19 protein-coding genes and 1 riboswitch are annotated in these 16,349 nt (G+C 43.1%); of the genes, 18 read left to right on the top strand and 1 reads right to left on the bottom strand.

Annotated elements, in window-relative coordinates:
• Position 1: 1 nt before the first annotated feature.
• From efeB to N596_RS02480, 11 genes are all read left to right on the top strand, one after another.
• Positions 2–1,210: an iron uptake transporter deferrochelatase/peroxidase subunit gene (gene efeB, locus N596_RS02525; protein WP_023026834.1), complete on the top strand. Its 1,209-nt coding sequence runs from the start codon at positions 2–4 to the stop codon at positions 1,208–1,210.
• Positions 1,188–2,870 (top strand): FTR1 family protein, encoded by a 1,683-nt coding sequence (locus N596_RS02520; RefSeq protein WP_023026833.1) that lies wholly within the window; start codon positions 1,188–1,190, stop codon positions 2,868–2,870. Before efeB ends, N596_RS02520 begins: the two co-directional genes overlap by 23 nt.
• Positions 2,860–3,579 (top strand): twin-arginine translocase subunit TatC, encoded by a 720-nt coding sequence (gene tatC, locus N596_RS02515; RefSeq protein ID WP_023026832.1) that lies wholly within the window; start codon positions 2,860–2,862, stop codon positions 3,577–3,579. The genes N596_RS02520 and tatC overlap by 11 nt, the downstream gene beginning before the upstream one ends.
• Before the next feature lie 2 nt (positions 3,580–3,581).
• Positions 3,582–3,779, top strand: coding sequence for a twin-arginine translocase TatA/TatE family subunit (locus tag N596_RS02510; protein ID WP_023026831.1), 198 nt, complete (start codon positions 3,582–3,584; stop codon positions 3,777–3,779).
• A 251-nt stretch (positions 3,780–4,030) separates the two neighbouring features.
• Positions 4,031–4,156 carry a hypothetical protein gene (locus N596_RS10315; protein WP_023023285.1) on the top strand — a complete coding sequence of 42 codons (126 nt, stop codon included), beginning with the start codon at positions 4,031–4,033 and terminating at the stop codon, positions 4,154–4,156.
• Between the two features lie 57 nt (positions 4,157–4,213).
• Positions 4,214–4,774 (top strand): sugar O-acetyltransferase, encoded by a 561-nt coding sequence (locus N596_RS02505; protein WP_023026830.1) that lies wholly within the window; start codon positions 4,214–4,216, stop codon positions 4,772–4,774.
• The gene (locus tag N596_RS10310; protein ID WP_258025871.1) at positions 4,771–5,103 is read left to right on the top strand and encodes an alpha/beta fold hydrolase; all 333 of its coding nucleotides are present in this window, start codon (positions 4,771–4,773) and stop codon (positions 5,101–5,103) included. The genes N596_RS02505 and N596_RS10310 overlap by 4 nt, the downstream gene beginning before the upstream one ends.
• Positions 5,104–5,672: 569 nt before the next feature.
• A complete protein-coding gene (guaC, locus tag N596_RS02495; RefSeq protein ID WP_023026829.1) occupies positions 5,673–6,656 on the top strand; it encodes a GMP reductase in 984 nt (327 codons plus the stop codon).
• Positions 6,649–6,744, top strand: a riboswitch (purine riboswitch). It overlaps the preceding gene by 8 nt.
• Before the next feature lie 74 nt (positions 6,745–6,818).
• The gene (locus N596_RS02490; RefSeq protein ID WP_023026828.1) at positions 6,819–7,400 is read left to right on the top strand and encodes a xanthine phosphoribosyltransferase; all 582 of its coding nucleotides are present in this window, start codon (positions 6,819–6,821) and stop codon (positions 7,398–7,400) included.
• Positions 7,400–8,662: a nucleobase:cation symporter-2 family protein gene (locus N596_RS02485; protein ID WP_023026827.1), complete on the top strand. Its 1,263-nt coding sequence runs from the start codon at positions 7,400–7,402 to the stop codon at positions 8,660–8,662. Before N596_RS02490 ends, N596_RS02485 begins: the two co-directional genes overlap by 1 nt.
• A 265-nt stretch (positions 8,663–8,927) precedes the next feature.
• The gene (locus N596_RS02480) at positions 8,928–10,274 is read left to right on the top strand and encodes an MATE family efflux transporter (protein ID WP_023026826.1); all 1,347 of its coding nucleotides are present in this window, start codon (positions 8,928–8,930) and stop codon (positions 10,272–10,274) included.
• 187 nt (positions 10,275–10,461) lie between these two features.
• On the opposite strand, the gene N596_RS02475 is transcribed toward N596_RS02480, so the two are convergent.
• Positions 10,462–10,644 carry a 4-oxalocrotonate tautomerase gene (locus N596_RS02475; RefSeq protein WP_001117401.1) on the bottom strand — a complete coding sequence of 61 codons (183 nt, stop codon included), beginning with the start codon at positions 10,642–10,644 and terminating at the stop codon, positions 10,462–10,464.
• A 424-nt stretch (positions 10,645–11,068) separates the two neighbouring features.
• Here N596_RS02475 and N596_RS02470 point away from each other — a divergent pair, with 424 nt between their 5' ends.
• From N596_RS02470 to glyA, 7 genes are read left to right on the top strand one after another with little or no spacing between them, the layout of a single operon-like run.
• The gene (locus tag N596_RS02470; protein ID WP_023026825.1) at positions 11,069–11,668 is read left to right on the top strand and encodes a thymidine kinase; all 600 of its coding nucleotides are present in this window, start codon (positions 11,069–11,071) and stop codon (positions 11,666–11,668) included.
• Positions 11,658–12,137, top strand: coding sequence for a GNAT family N-acetyltransferase (locus tag N596_RS02465; RefSeq protein WP_023026824.1), 480 nt, complete (start codon positions 11,658–11,660; stop codon positions 12,135–12,137). The genes N596_RS02470 and N596_RS02465 overlap by 11 nt, the downstream gene beginning before the upstream one ends.
• Before the next feature lie 9 nt (positions 12,138–12,146).
• The gene (gene prfA / locus N596_RS02460) at positions 12,147–13,226 is read left to right on the top strand and encodes a peptide chain release factor 1 (RefSeq protein WP_023026823.1); all 1,080 of its coding nucleotides are present in this window, start codon (positions 12,147–12,149) and stop codon (positions 13,224–13,226) included.
• The gene (gene prmC, locus N596_RS02455) at positions 13,226–14,062 is read left to right on the top strand and encodes a peptide chain release factor N(5)-glutamine methyltransferase (protein ID WP_023023268.1); all 837 of its coding nucleotides are present in this window, start codon (positions 13,226–13,228) and stop codon (positions 14,060–14,062) included. The genes prfA and prmC overlap by 1 nt, the downstream gene beginning before the upstream one ends.
• Complete coding sequence (locus N596_RS02450) at positions 14,049–14,648, top strand: L-threonylcarbamoyladenylate synthase (RefSeq protein WP_023026822.1); 600 nt, start codon at positions 14,049–14,051, stop codon at positions 14,646–14,648. Before prmC ends, N596_RS02450 begins: the two co-directional genes overlap by 14 nt.
• Position 14,649: 1 nt before the next feature.
• Entirely contained in the window at positions 14,650–15,081 is a 432-nt protein-coding gene (locus N596_RS02445) for a GNAT family N-acetyltransferase (RefSeq protein ID WP_023023266.1), read from the top strand.
• Between the two features lie 11 nt (positions 15,082–15,092).
• Complete coding sequence (gene glyA / locus N596_RS02440; RefSeq protein WP_023023265.1) at positions 15,093–16,349, top strand: serine hydroxymethyltransferase; 1,257 nt, start codon at positions 15,093–15,095, stop codon at positions 16,347–16,349.

Raw genomic sequence — 16,349 nt, 5'->3', positions numbered from 1 at the left:
AATGACAAAAGACGAAAAATTTTTTGAAAAGAAGATGGATCGTCGCGAATTTCTGAAAAAAGCAGGTATTGGGGGAGCAGGCTTAGCACTTGGTCTATCCGGTGCTTCTGCTTTTTTCGCTAATAAGGAGCAAGGTTCCAAAAAAATCGCTGACGGTCAAGAAGAAATTAGTTTTTACGGCAAGCATCAGGCTGGAATTACCACCCCCATGCAGAAGAATATTTATTTTGTGGTGCTCGATCTCCGGACGACAGATAAAAACGAATTGATTCAGTTGTTTAAAGACTGGACAGATTATAGCCAGAAATTAGTCAATGGGGAACTGGTCAAAAAAGATGGATCCAACGCTCTCTTGCCTCCAAGTGATACAGGAGAAACAGTCGGACTAAATCCTTACCGCCTCACCCTAACCTTTGGTGTTTCGGCTAGCTTTTTGACCAAACTAGGCCTTGAGAAGAAACGTCCTAAACTCTTTCGGGATCTGCCAGCTTTTCCTAAGGAACAGTTGAGAGAGCAGTATACGGGTGGTGATATTGTCATCCAAGCATGTGCAGATGATGAGCAGGTAGCCTTTCATGCTGTCCGCAATCTGATCCGTAAAGGACGGAACAAGGTGACCATGAAGTGGAGCCAATCAGGATTTGCTGCTATTGGGGATCGCATGGAAACTCCAAGGAACCTCTTCGGCTTCAAGGATGGAACTGCCAATGTCACGACAGAGAAAGATTTTAATAAGGTAGTTTGGGCTGATAGTCAAGACTGGATGAATAACGGCTCTTATATGGCTGTCCGTCGGATTATTATGCACTTAGAGACTTGGGACCGGACCAACCTGAAGGAGCAAGAAAATACCTTTGGACGCTATAAAGAAAGTGGCGCACCATTTGGAAAGCAAAACGAGTTTGACGAAGTGGACCTCTCCCTCTTACCAGTTGACTCACATGTCCGTTTGGCCAAAGAAGTGGATCTGCCAATTTTGCGACGCTCTTATTCTTACTCTGATGGGATTGATCCGAAAACGGGGCAGTTTGATGCAGGATTGCTTTTTATTGCCTTTCAAAAGGATCCAGACCGCTTTGTGAAAATCCAAACCAATCTTGGGGCAGATGATAAGATGAATGAATATGTGACTCATATTGGCAGTGGCCTCTTTGCCTGTTTCGGAGGTGTGAAGGAAGGAGGATACATTGGTCAAGACTTATTTGAATAAATTGTTAGTCGTCCTAGTAGCCTGTCTCTTTTTCATCGTCACCCCTGTCCAAGCTGAGTCTTATAGTGATCTCTTTATCAAAATCACAGATGCAACGACAGCAGTTCGGGATAAGGACCAAGAAAAGGCTCACACTCTTGTCGCAGAGATAAATGAAGAATTTCTTAAGAAAGCCAATCATGATTCCAAGGCAGGAAAAGAAGTCCAGAAAAGTCTGGACTTGGAAGGTGAGATCACAGAAAAGCAATTGGTGACTGTCTCCACTTCCTTGCTAGCCTTTGAAAAAGAACAAAATCCAGTCGATCTGGATGCTGAAAAAGAGAAGCTAGAAACTCGCTTGAAGCCTTACTTTGAGAAGCTACAAGAGGCGATCACAGCAAAGGATCTCCAAGCGACACGAAAGGCTTATGCCGATTTAAACAATACCTGGACTCGGAATGAAGCGGTTGTCAGAGATCATAGTACAGCTTACTATGGAAAAGTAGAAACAGCTATCTCCTTCTTGAGAAGTGCGATCGAAACGGAGCCTACAAACTTTGACTCCATCCAATCTTCGTACAACGACTTAAAGAATGTACTGGATCAATTTATCAGTGGGCAAAAGATTGAGGAAACAAGCTCCAATCTGACTCTTTCAGACGGGATCAAGCTCCTAAAGAAAGCTCTGAGCCTCTTTCAAGCCAATGACACTAGCCAAGCTAGTCAAGTCATGAAGGAGTTCATTACCATCTGGCCAACGATCGAAGGCGATGTCAGCACGACCAATCCAGCTCTCTATACCCGAGTAGAAAGTCAAAGTCCAGTTATTATGGTCAAGGGGAAGGAAAGCAAGTACCAAAAACAACTGGAAGCTCTGATTAGTGATCTGTCTGCTATTGATACCACCGCCTCTTATTCGGCGGTTGACGCTATGTTGATCCTCTTACGCGAGGGTGTCGAAGCGCTCTTGATTGTCATGGCTTTGGTGACAGTTCTCAAATCTGCTAAATTGATCAAAGGCTTGAAATGGGTTTATGCAGGTGCTCTTCTAGGTATCCTGGCCAGTGCAGCCATTGCAGTAGCTCTTCAATTCTTATTCCCAGCTGTGACCTCGGCTTCAAACCGCGAGGTGATCGAGGGAGCGGTAGGAATTATCGCAGTAGGCATGATGATTGTCATTGGGATTTGGCTACATCGCAAGTCCTCCGTTAAAAAATGGAACCAATTCATGGAAAGTCAGATGAAGGCTGTGACAGCAACTGGAAGTTTCATTTCTATGTTTGCCCTCAGTTTCTTAGCTGTCTTCCGTGAGGGGGCTGAGACTATCCTTTTCTATGTAGGGATTCTCCCTCGTATTCGCTCCTTTGATTTCTTTCTAGGGATCGGCTTAGCTCTTGCAGTTTTAGCCATTCTTGCTATTCTTATGACTAAGGCAAGTCATTTGGTCAAGTCTCATAAAATTTTCTTCCTCTTGACTTGGATGATCTATGCTCTGGCCTTTAAGATGCTAGGGGTGAGCCTACACGCGCTCCAATTAACCAATATGCTTCCCAACCATTTCTTGAGTAATTTCCCAACCATTGATTGGGCAGGGATCTACCCGAGCTGGGAAGTGGTAGCTTGTCAGATGCTGTTTATCTTTATAATTCTGATTGTGACGGTGAAGCAGCATGAAAAATGAAGATAGAAGGCTCACGATTGTAGAGCATTTAAGCGAGTTTAGACGGCGCTTCATCGCTTGCATCCTTTGTTTTTTCCTTGTCTTTTGTGGAGCCTTCTTGTTTTCTGATCAGCTTTATGCCTACTTGACGGCTGGCTTTCGGGAAAAACTCTTGGTCCTCGGACCTAATGATATTTTAAGCATCTACCTGCAATTGGCAGGTTTAATGGCTTTTACCATCACCCTGCCCTTCACCCTCTTTCAAGTCTGGCAATTTGTAAAGCCAGCCTTGAGAAAAGGAGAAGCAGGAGCTATTCTGCTCTATGTGCCAGCTAGTTTGATTTGTTTCTTACTAGGCTTATTCTTCGGCTATTATCTGGTTAGTCCAGCTATCTTAGAGGTACTCTTGAAGTTGGGACAAGGTCAGTTTACCATTCAGTTAACGGCACAGAACTACTTGACCTTCGTCTTTCATACGACCGTTCCTCTGGGTGTCTTGTTTGAATTGCCGGTCCTTGTAGCCTTTTTGACCTCGATTCATATCTTAACGCCAGATTGGTTAAGGCGCTATCGCCGAATAGCCTACTTTCTATTGCTGTTACTAGCAGTCATCCTGACCCCTGCTGATTTTATCAGTGATCTAGCAATGACTGTGCCTCTTATCTTGCTCTATGAAGTGAGCTTGGGCATCAGTCGCATCATCTATAACCGCATACAAAAAAGGAGATAAATATGGGAATTTTACGTGATATCGGTGCACCAGGCCTAATTATCATTATCCTGGGAGCACTCTTAATCTTTGGACCAAAGCGTTTGCCAGAGTTAGGACACTCACTTGGAAAAATGTTCTCTGAATTCAAGTCGGCCGTCAACAATGGTGCCGCTGAAAAAGAAGAGGACAAAGACAAGACCGATAAAGAAGAAAAATAGCTTTCCTTTCATGATATTTTCTGACAGAACTATCATGACTTCTTTCATTTTCAATAATAGCAAAAGCAGGAGGATAGACTTAAAACGATATCTGAGTAAGAATCCTGCTTTCTGTTATTTTTGAACAGTCTGAAAATTTTTGTAAATTACAAATTGAAAACAAATCAATTTTTGATAACGTTTTCCTTGAAACTAAAATAGGCCCGGAGTATAATAGAGGGTGGAAAAAGTACATTAAAAAGGAGTGTGTCATGATGATCATTAGTGTGATTTTTGCTGTAGCTTACTTCTTGCTGGTTGCCCTTGTTGCGGCTCTTGTTTTCCGAGCGATAGGAAAAATATTTGAGCTCTTCGATGGTTACCTGATGTACCATTAAGAGATAAACAAGCCCACTCACTATGAGTGGTTTTTTACTATTAGACGGGAGATGACTATGAAAACTGAATATGAAAAGATGATTGCTGGTGAGTTCTACAGTCCCATGGATCCAGAATTGAGGAGGTTGGCGCAAGAAGCTCGGACCAAGCAATTTGCCTTTAACCAAGAAGCAGATGGCGTGAAACGAAGCCAAATCATAAAAAGTTGGTTCGGGTCCACTGGGGAAAATCTTTCCCTACACCCTTTTTTGGCTTGTGATTATGGGGTGAATATCCACTTGGGAGAGAACTTTTATGCCAACTGGAACCTAACCATGCTAGATGTCTGCCCGATTAGGATTGGGAAGAACGCCATGATCGGTCCCAATTGTCAATTTCTCACTCCTCTTCATCCCCTGGATCCACACGAACGAAATGCAGGAAAAGAATATGGTGCTCCAATAACGATTGGAGATAACTTCTGGGCAGGTGGAGGAGCCATCATTCTTCCAGGTGTTACCCTAGGCGATAATGTCGTCGTCGGAGCAGGAGCTGTGGTGACAAAATCCTTTGGGGATAATGTAGTCTTAGCAGGTAATCCGGCCAGAATCATCAAGGAAATAGAGGTGAAAGGATGAGGTTTTACTTTATCGGAGGACTTGGAAGTAACGAGAATCATATGACCGAATTTGCTCACTGTTTTCCATTTCCCATCACGTATCTAGACCCCTATAAGATAAACCTGGAATCTTCAAAAGATTTAGTAGATTGGTTTGAAGCCTATGCGGATACTAATGAAAAAACTTGTATCATTGCCCATTCGTTTGGTGGAGATTTGGCTCGGTACCTAGCATCCAATATGCCACAAATGACACACCTGGTCCTTCTTGACGGTGGCTATCTTGACATGGATCAGATCTTACCACTGGAGCAGGAAATTGAGGAGACACTTACCTATCTGAAGTAACAGGTCTTTTCATATCTAGAAGAAGCGGTTGCGAGTGAACTTGGAGATACTGACAATGCTTCGCCAGCGACTATAAAAGCCATCCAAGCCAGTTATCGTTGGAATTCTGATCTCCATCATTATGAACTGGATCTAGATTCACAAGCTGTTCTTTCCTTGCTGAGACTCAGACGGAACCTCCGATCTTTTCAAGTTCCTCTCACAGATACCAAGGCCTTATTCATTGGTCCTAAATACAAGGAAGAACCCACTTGGAGAGCTGAAGCACTTGAGGCATTAGATCCCTCTATCAAGAAGATACTCTTAAAGGATCTCGGTCACGATTTTTATACAGCCGTCCCCAATCTTGTCAGTAAAGAAATCATCAATTGGATTGGCGTTTGTTCATAAATAACTCATATATAGAAACTCTTCTAAACAATCATCTAGTAATTTCCGAACATTATTTAGATAATCAGCATTCTAATTGAATCGAATCCGTATCTTTGTTATAATCTTGAATGGAAACGTCGGAAGGCGTAGTGATGAACCATCACGATTTAAAATTTAGAAACGAGATTTCAATCCGTATGTTAAACGAATTTCCAATCTTTGATTACGAAGATATTCAATTAATCCCTAACAAGTGCATTATCAAAAGTCGTGCAGAAGCTGACACCACCGTTCAGTTTGGTAAGCACACTTTCAAGTTGCCAGTCGTACCTGCTAACATGCAGACCATCCTAGATGAGGACGTAGCTGAGCAACTGGCTAAGGGGGGGTATTTTTACATTATGCACCGCTTTGACGAAGATGGACGCATTCCCTTTATCAAACGTATGCACGATCAGGGATTAATCGCTTCTATCTCAGTTGGAGTAAAAGAATATGAGTACGATTTTGTGACTCAACTCAAGGACGATGCACCAGAATACATCACCATCGACATCGCTCACGGTCACTCAGATAGTGTCATCCAAATGATCCAGCATATCAAAAAGGAATTACCAGATACCTTTGTCATCGCAGGAAATGTCGGAACTCCAGAAGCTGTTCGTGAGTTGGAAAACGCTGGAGCAGATGCGACTAAGGTCGGGATTGGTCCTGGTAAGGTCTGCATCACTAAAGTGAAGACTGGCTTTGGTACTGGCGGTTGGCAGTTAGCAGCCCTTCGTTGGTGTTCAAAAGCAGCTCGCAAGCCGATTATTGCAGATGGTGGCATTCGGACCCATGGAGATATTGCGAAATCCATTCGTTTTGGTGCTAGCATGGTCATGATCGGTTCTCTCTTTGCAGGTCACATTGAAAGCCCAGGTAAAACCGTTGAAGTCGACGGGGAATCCTTTAAAGAGTATTATGGATCTGCTTCCGAGTACCAAAAAGGGGCCTATAAAAATGTTGAAGGTAAGAAAATCCTTCTTCCAGCCAAAGGTCATCTGCAAGATACCTTGACAGAGATGGAGCAAGACTTGCAAAGTTCTATTTCCTATGCTGGAGGCCGAAAGGTTGCTGATCTGAAGCATGTCGATTATGTCATCGTAAAGAATTCAATCTGGAATGGTGACTCTCATTAAAACTACAATTACTTATTTATCTTGCGGATTGGCGCAAGGTCTCTACAAGGTGCCGGAACACCTAACAATAAGTAAGTCTATGATTGATACAGGGACTCCTGTATTCACTAGAGGCTTACTTGGTAAGTCTCTATTTTTGTTCCAAAGTGTTTAGGAGAAAACATGAAATTATTAGAAGAACGTATTTTAAAAGACGGAAATGTCTTGGGAGAGAATATCCTTAAGGTTGATTCCTTCTTGACCCACCAAGTGGATTACCAGCTGATGAAAGAGATTGGGAAGGCATTTGCGAATCGCTTTAAAGATGCTGGACTGACTAAAGTTGTCACCATTGAAGCTTCCGGAATCGCTCCTGCCCTCTATGTCGCAGAAGCTTTAGAACTTCCTATGATCTTCGCTAAAAAAGCAAAGAATATTACGATGAATGAAGGGATTTTGACAGCAGAAGTCTATTCCTTTACCAAGCAAGTGACCAGTACCGTTTCCATTGCTGGCAAGTTTTTATCACCAGATGATCGCATCTTGATCATCGATGACTTTCTAGCAAATGGCCAAGCAGCTAAAGGCTTGATCCAGATTATCGAACAAGCTGGGGCACGTGTAGAAGCAGTTGGCATCGTCATTGAAAAATCCTTCCAAGAAGGCCGTGGACTGCTAGAAAAACTCGGCTACCCAGTTGTATCCCTAGCTCGTTTGGACCGTTTTGAAAATGGTCAAGTTGTATTCAAGGAGGCAGACATCTAATGCAAAAGCAAGAAAACCATTCACAGGCAGCCATTCTAGGCTTGCAGCACCTATTGGCCATGTATTCGGGTTCTATTTTAGTACCGATTATGATTGCGGGCGCTTTGGGCTATAATGCCCACCAACTAACCTATCTGATTTCTACAGATATCTTTATGTGTGGGGTAGCCACCTTCCTGCAATTGCAGTTAAACAAATATTTCGGGATTGGTCTTCCGGTCGTTCTCGGGGTGGCCTTCCAGTCCGTGGCGCCTCTTAGCATGATTGGGGCTAGCCATGGTAGTGGCGCTATGTTTGGTGCCTTGATTGTTTCAGGGATTTACGTCGTTCTGGTCTCAGGTTTCTTCTCTAAAATTGCCAACCTCTTCCCATCTATTGTTACAGGATCTGTCATTACCACAATCGGTTTGACCTTGATTCCAGTTGCGATTGGGAACATGGGAAACAATGCAGCAGAACCAACGGTTCAAAGTTTGTTTTTGGCCGTGATTACCATTCTCATCATTCTCGTGGTTAATATCTATACGACAGGCTTTATCAAATCCATCTCTATTTTGATTGGGTTGATCGTTGGGACAGCTATTGCAGCTTCTATGGGCTTGGTGGACTTCACGCCCGTGGATCAGGCCCCTATTCTTCATGTTCCAACACCGTTCTTCTTTGGAGCTCCTAAGTTTGAAATCACCTCAATCGTTATGATGTGTATCATCGCAACTGTTTCAATGGTGGAATCGACTGGTGTTTATCTTGCACTTTCGGATATTACAAAAGATCCAATTGATAGCACGCGCCTCCGTAATGGCTACCGCGCTGAAGGGTTGGCCGTACTTCTCGGTGGTATCTTCAATACCTTCCCTTACACTGGATTCTCACAAAACGTAGGCTTGGTGAAATTGTCTGGTATCAAGACTCGTCTTCCAATCTACTATGCAGCTGGTTTCCTCGTTCTCCTTGGTCTCCTTCCTAAGTTTGGAGCTTTGGCACAAATCATTCCAAGTCCAGTACTTGGTGGAGCCATGCTGGTTATGTTTGGTTTTGTATCTATTCAGGGGATGCAGATTCTGGCTCGTGTCGATTTTGAACACAATGAGCACAATTTCCTCATCGCGGCTGTATCGATAGCAGCAGGAGTCGGTTTGAACAATAGTACTCTCTTTAACGGCCTTCCAAGTGCATTTAAAATGTTCTTTGCAAATGGAATTGTCGTTGCCAGCGTCTTGGCAATCATTCTGAACGCCATCTTGAACCGTAACAAAAAATAGTATAAATAGAGGCTGGGACAAAAGTCCTAGCCTCTCAATTGTCTTTGGATTATCGAGCAAGACGCAGTGGTTGAGTGGGCTCTACTACGCTGATTTCATCAGCTTTTACAGCCCTACTCAACTGTGCGGAGGTGGGACGACGAAATCGAATTCTAACGAATTACCGATTTCTGTCCCACTCTCTTTTAATTTTTTTGACATTTAAGGTGACATATAGTAGATTGGTAAGAGAAAATTTCAACTTGACAGGAAGAGAGTATCATCCATGTATCTAACCCATCATTTTAAAGAACGCTTGCGTTTGTTTATCAGTCTATTTATCCCTCTCCTGGTCTATCAACTAGCCAACTATTCTGCTAGTTTTGTCGATACAGCCATGACAGGACAATACAATACCTTGGACTTAGCTGGCGTGTCAACCGCCACCAGTCTTTGGAATCCCTTCTTTACCTTTTTAACCGGGATTGTATCTGCTTTAACGCCCATTATTGGTCATCACTTAGGGCAGGGGAATAAAAAAAGAATCGCTTCTGATTTTTATCAATTTATCTATCTCTCTTTCATGATGGCTGTCCTCTTGATCGCTTTTGTCTTGCTGATTGCACCGATTGTCTTAAGTAAAATTGGTTTAGAAAGTGTCGTAGAGGGGATTGCAACCCATTACTTAGCCTTTCTCTCTCTAGGAATTTTGCCTCTCTTACTCTTTAGTGTGGTCCGTTCCTTGCTGGATACTTTAGGTCTCACTCGCTTGTCTATGTACCTTATGTTGCTCTTATTACCTTTAAATGCTAGTTTTAACTACATGTTGATTTATGGAGCTTTTGGTCTTCCTGAGCTAGGAGGAGCAGGAGCGGGACTAGGGACATCTTTGGCTTACTGGGTCCTCCTCATCATTGCTTTTTTGATCCTTTTTAAACACCCTAAAGTAGCTATCTACCAACTTTGGAAGATTCAACCTATCAATTTCAAAGAGATGAAAGAGACGATTCGCCTGGGCTTACCGATTGGGGGGATTGTGTTTGCAGAAGTCATCATCTTCTCTTTAGTGGGCTTGCTCATGGCTAAATTCCCATCTATGACCATTGCCAGTCACCAGTCGGCCATGAATTTTTCAACTCTCATGTACGCTTTTCCAGCTAGCATCTCCAATACAATGGCTATTATTGTGTCCTACGAGATTGGGGCTGGGCGTCCCGATGTTGTACGTCAATATTGCCGGATTGGACGATGGACAGCCTTTGGGTTTGCCTTCTTTACCCTTAGCTTCCTCTATCTTTATCGCTATCAAGTAGCAGGGCTCTATGGCACTGAGCCGGAATTTATCCACCAGACAGCTATTTTCATGACCTATAGCCTACTTTTCCAAATAGCGGATACGGTCGCAGCACCGATTCAAGGGATTCTACGCGGTTACAAGGATACTACCGTTCCCTTCTTGCTCGGAGTTTTTAGCTACTGGTGTGTCTCTATTCCATTGGGGATCTTTTTAGACCATGTCACCAACCTAGGTCCGTATGCTTACTGGATTGGCTTAATTTCTAGCATTGTCGTTAGTGGTATTTGTTACCAGCTGCGTCTATGGCAGATTCAAAAGAAATACCAAGTTTCTTAAACAAAAGAGGCTGGGACAAAAGTCCTAGCCTCTTAATTGTCTTTGGATTGTCGAGCAAGACGCAGTGGTTGAGTGGGCTCTACTACGCTGATTTCATCAGCTTTTACAGCCCTACTCAACTGTGCGGAGGTGGGACGACGAAATCGAATTCTAACGAATTACCGATTTCTGTCCCACTCTCTTTCATTTATTTAGTTCTCATCTCACCTTGAGGGAAGTAAGTTCCTTCAGGCATATCATTGATGATGACGTGAACGGCGGATTGGGGAGCACCTGTATTCCGAACAACAGCTTCGGTTACTTCCTTGGCCAAAGCTTTCTTTTGTTCCAATGTGCGTCCTTCAAATAAATCAATTCGTACAAATGGCATGGGGCCACCTCCTCTATCTATCTTAGGTCTATTTTATCATATTTTTGAATGAAAAGTAGCAGACTAGTAAGATTCGAATCACCTAATGGAAAGGTTAAAATAGATTATAAAAATTTTTTACCAATATTTAGTACTATCTACTTACATAACTCCAGTTATTATGGTATAATTAATTTGTGAGAAGTGGTCTCTCACCATGCGTTTGTCATTTTGTCAGGGAAATGATAGACGCTTTTTTTATTCTCAAATTGCAAAATACAAATAATATTCTGCTAGAGCGAACAAGAGAAATGAGACTTTATAGGGTTCAGAATCTCCTTATTAGAAGAGCAATCACCCAATGGAGAAGCTCTCTATAAGTTGCCCTAATTTACGGCCCGTGTTATAATATAATGAAACACATTTTAGAGAGAATAGAAGGAAAATGGCACAATTATATTATAAATATGGGACGATGAATTCTGGTAAGACCATCGAAATTTTGAAGGTAGCCCATAATTATGAAGAGCAAGGAAAAAGCGTCGTTATCATGACCTCAGCAATCGATACGCGCGATGGATTTGGAGTTGTTTCTAGCCGGATTGGTATGAAACGGGAAGCCATTGCGATCGAAGACGATACAGACGTCTTCGGTTATATCCAAAGCCTGAAAGAGAAACCCTACTGTGTCTTGGTCGATGAAGCACAGTTTTTAAAACGACACCATGTCTATGATTTAGCTAGAGTTGTAGATGAACTAGATGTGCCGGTTATGGCTTTTGGCCTCAAAAATGATTTCCGAAATGAACTCTTTGAAGGTTCCAAACACCTCCTCTTGTTGGCAGACAAGATCGAGGAGATTAAGACCATCTGCCAATATTGTTCCCGCAAGGCGACCATGGTCTTGCGTACTCAAGCGGGTAAACCCGTCTACGATGGAGAGCAGATTCAAATCGGTGGACACGAGACCTATATCTCCGTTTGCCGCAAACATTATTTTGCACCACTGATAGCATCTAATAAGGATCAAGACTATGGCCGTTGAGCTAAGAGATATTACAAAGAAAAATTATTTTGATGTTTTAAATCTAGAAGTTCAGCCAAACCAAAGGAATTTTATTGCATCCAATTCCGTTAGTTTAGCTGAAGCCTATGTATATGATAAAAATGGTGATTTTATAGCTCCCTTAGCAGTTTATGATAAGGAAGTATTAGTTGGTTTTGTTATGATTGCCTATGACCGGAAAATTGGGATCAGCAAGGGAAACTACTTGTTATTTCGTTTTATGATAGATCAACGCTTTCAAGGTTTAGGCTATTTTAAACCGACTATGGATGCGGTCATTGACTTTGTTTCTTCAGAGCCAGCTGGAAAAGCAACAAGTCTTTGGTTATCTTATGAACCAGAAAATAAACATGCGAGATCTTGCTATCTCCATTATGGATTTAAAGAAACTGCCCAAGTCATAAAAGACGAAATTGTAGCAATCTATGATCTAACAACCAAGAATTAAGGAGCAAACATGAATATCTATGATCAACTACAAGCTGTAGAAGACCGTTACGAAGAGTTAGGAGAGTTATTGAGTGACCCAGATGTGGTCTCTGATACCAAACGCTTTATGGAGCTTTCAAAAGAAGAAGCTTCTACTCGTGATACGGTGACAGCTTACCGAGAGTACAAACAAGTCCTTCAAAATATCGTCGATGCTGAAGAAATGATTAAGGAATCAGGTGGCGATGCAGATTTGGAAGAAATGGCCAAGCAGGAACTCAAAGATGCTAAGGCTGAAAAAGAAGAGTACGAAGAAAAACTAAAGATTTTGCTTCTTCCAAAAGATCCAAACGATGACAAGAACATTATCTTGGAAATTCGTGGGGCAGCAGGAGGGGACGAAGCCCAGTTGTTTGCTGGTGACCTCTTGCAGATGTACCAAAAATACGCGGAAAGCCAAGGCTGGCGCTTTGAAGTCATGGAAGCATCCTATAATGGCGTTGGTGGGATCAAAGAAGTAGTGGCCATGGTTTCTGGTCAATCTGTCTACTCAAAACTCAAGTATGAATCGGGTGCCCACCGGGTACAACGGGTTCCTGTGACAGAAAGCCAAGGTCGTGTCCATACATCGACAGCAACCGTTCTGGTCATGCCAGAAATCGAAGAAGTTGAATACGACATTGATCCAAAAGATCTTCGGATCGATATCTACCACGCATCTGGTGCGGGCGGACAGAACGTCAACAAGGTTGCAACAGCTGTCCGTATTGTCCACTTGCCAACCAATATCAAGGTAGAAATGCAGGAAGAACGGACCCAACAGAAGAACCGTGAAAAAGCCATGAAGATCATCCGTGCCCGTGTGGCTGACCACTTTGCTCAGATTGCTCAAGATGAGCAGGATGCTGAGCGGAAGTCTACTATTGGTACTGGTGACCGTTCCGAGCGGATCCGGACTTACAACTTCCCTCAAAACCGTGTGACGGATCACCGGATTGGCTTGACCCTTCAAAAACTGGATACCATCTTATCTGGTAAATTAGATGAAGTGGTCGATGCTTTGGTCTTGTATGATCAAACTCAAAAACTAGAAGAGTTGAACAAATAATGTTGTTGGGACAATTAGTAGCCCAGTATGAAGAAGCATTAATAGCCGTTGGAGAGGAAGCAGAAAGCCTCTCCTTCGCATATCGTGCTTTAAAAAACTGGACCTTTACGGACTTTGTCCTTGCTTTGCAAAAAGAAGTGGAAGCAGAGGATAAAACCTTGCTGGATTCCATCTTTGAGCAGTTGAAACATCACGTCCCTGCCCAGTATATTATTGGGAGCGCAGAATTCTGTGGTCATGTTTTTACAGTTGATGAGCGCGTGCTGATTCCTAGACCTGAAACAGAGGAACTCGTTACCCTCATTCTTGAGGAAAATAATCAGGAATCCTTACGAGTTCTGGATATCGGAACTGGAAGTGGTGCCATTGCCATTAGCTTAGCCCTTGCTAGACCTAATTGGCAGGTTCAAGCCAGTGATGTGTCAGTAGATGCCTTGGAGCTTGCTCAAGAAAATGCCCAGCAGTTAGAAGCGGTTGTGTCCTTTAAAACATCAAATGTACTGGATGAACTAGAAGGTCCTTACGATCTGATTGTTTCCAACCCTCCCTATATCTCTCGGGAAGATGTAGAAGAAGTTGGAGCCAACGTTTTAGCCTCTGAACCCCACTTAGCTCTCTTTGCGGATCGTGATGGCTATGCCATCTATGAAAAGATTGCCCAACAAGCACCAAGTGTATTAACACCAGATGGAAAGATTTATCTAGAGATCGGCTATAAGCAAGGTAACAAGGTAAAAGAGCTCTTTCAAACGGCATTTCCTGACAAACAAGTTCGAGTGCTGAAAGACCAATTTGGACAAGATAGAATGGTAGTAGTAGACAATGGATCCATTTGAGAAAGAATTAGAAGCCGGACATGCAGTTGTCTTACCGACTGAGACTGTCTATGGCCTCTTTGCAAAGGCACTGGATGAAGCAGCGGTTGATCGAGTATACACTCTAAAGCAGCGCCCTCGTGAGAAGGCTATGAACCTCAATATTTCCAGTGAAGAAGACATTCGATTTTATTCGAAAAATCAACCACCTTATCTATCAAAACTAATCGCAACCTTTTTACCAGGACCCTTAACCATTATTCTCGAAGCCAATGAGGAGGTACCAGCTTGGATTAATTCTGGGATGGCTACGGTTGGTTTTCGGATGCCAGCTCATCCAAAAACATTGGAATTAATTCGTAAAACAGGTCCCTTGATCGGACCTTCTGCCAACCTCTCTGGGAAAGCTAGTGGAACCCAGTGTAAGCAGATTCTTAAGGAACTTGGTCATGGAGTGATAGGACTTGAAGACGATAGCTTTCTAACTGGTCAAGATTCGACTATTTTAGACTTATCTGGCGACAAGGTGAAGATTCTACGTCAAGGAGCGATTACACGAGAAGATATCCTTACCAAGATACCTGCAATCCCTTTTGAGGAGGCATGATATGCTACGTGCTTTGAAACCAACAGATACTGCATCTATTTACGAGATTAACAAAGAGGCTTTAGGTTATGCTTTTTGTCCAGAGGAAACGGCTAGACAACTAGCCAAGTTGTCTCAAGACCCCCATCACTTCCTACTAGGCTATGAGGATTCAACCAATCATGATTTACTTGGTTATGTCCACGCTGAAGTCTACGAATCCCTCTATTCCAATGCTGGATTTAATATCTTGGCCTTAGCAGTCTTACCTCAAAGTCAAGGGAAGGGAATCGGAAAAGCTTTGCTTGAAGGACTAGAACAGGAAACCGAAAAACGTGGCTACAAGTTTATACGTTTAAACTCTGCAGAACATCGTATTGGCGCTCATGCCTTCTACGAACAGGTCGGTTATACCTGTGACAAGCTACAAAAACGTTTTATAAAATTTATTTAAGGAGAAGACCTATGATTTTTGACAAAGAAGATTACAAAGCATATGATGCAGCTCTATGGGATGCCATTGCGAAAGAAGAAGAGCGCCAGCAAAATAACATTGAGTTGATTGCTTCTGAAAACGTCGTCTCCAAGGCGGTTATGGCTGCCCAAGGGTCTATCCTGACCAATAAATACGCAGAAGGATATCCGGGACGTCGTTACTACGGTGGGACTGATGTCGTAGACATCGTCGAAAGCCTCGCCATCGAACGCGCTAAGGAAATCTTTGGGGCTAAGTTCGCCAATGTTCAACCCCACTCAGGTAGTCAGGCTAACTGTGCTGCCTATATGGCCTTGATTGAGCCAGGAGATACGGTTATGGGGATGGATCTAGCTGCCGGTGGACATTTGACTCACGGTGCTTCTGTGAGCTTCTCAGGTCAAACCTACAACTTTGTATCTTACAGTGTAGATCCTGAAACTGAACTCTTGGATTTTGATGCTATCTTGAAACAAGCTCAAGAAGTGAAGCCAAAGTTGATTGTAGCAGGTGCTTCAGCCTACTCTCACATCATTGATTTCTCAAAATTGCGTGAGATTGCGGATGCAGTAGGAGCCAAACTCATGGTCGATATGGCCCATATTGCTGGTTTGGTAGCCGCTGGCCTTCACCCAAGCCCAGTTCCTTATGCACATATCACGACCACGACCACTCACAAGACCCTTCGTGGACCTCGTGGTGGCTTGATCCTGACCAATGATGAAGACTTGGCTAAAAAGATTAATTCTGCCATCTTCCCTGGTATTCAAGGAGGACCTTTAGAGCATGTCGTTGCAGCCAAAGCTGTTGCTTTCAAAGAAGCCCTCGATCCTGCCTTTAAAGAGTATGCAGCTAACGTGATTAAAAACAGCCAGGCTATGGCTGATGTCTTCTTGCAAGATCCAGATTTCCGTGTCATTTCAGGCGGAACAGAGAACCACCTTTTCCTTGTCGATGTGACGAAAGTCGTTGAAAATGGAAAAGTGGCTCAAAACATACTAGATGAGGTCAACATTACCCTCAACAAGAACTCCATCCCATATGAAACCCTGTCACCATTTAAGACCAGTGGGATTCGGATTGGGACAGCAGCTATCACAGCCCGTGGTTTTGGAGAAGAAGAAAGCCGTACGGTAGCTGAATTGATCATCAAAGCATTGAAAAATGCGGATAACCCAGCTGCATTAGAAGAAGTACGTGCTCAAGTCAAAGCCTTGACAGATGCCTTCCCACTTTACGAGGACTAA

Source organism: Streptococcus ilei, from assembly GCF_000479335.1.
GTDB lineage: Bacteria > Bacillota > Bacilli > Lactobacillales > Streptococcaceae > Streptococcus > Streptococcus ilei.
The sequence above is the reverse complement of the archived record's forward strand: the minus strand, read 5'-3'. Positions and strand labels throughout refer to the sequence as shown.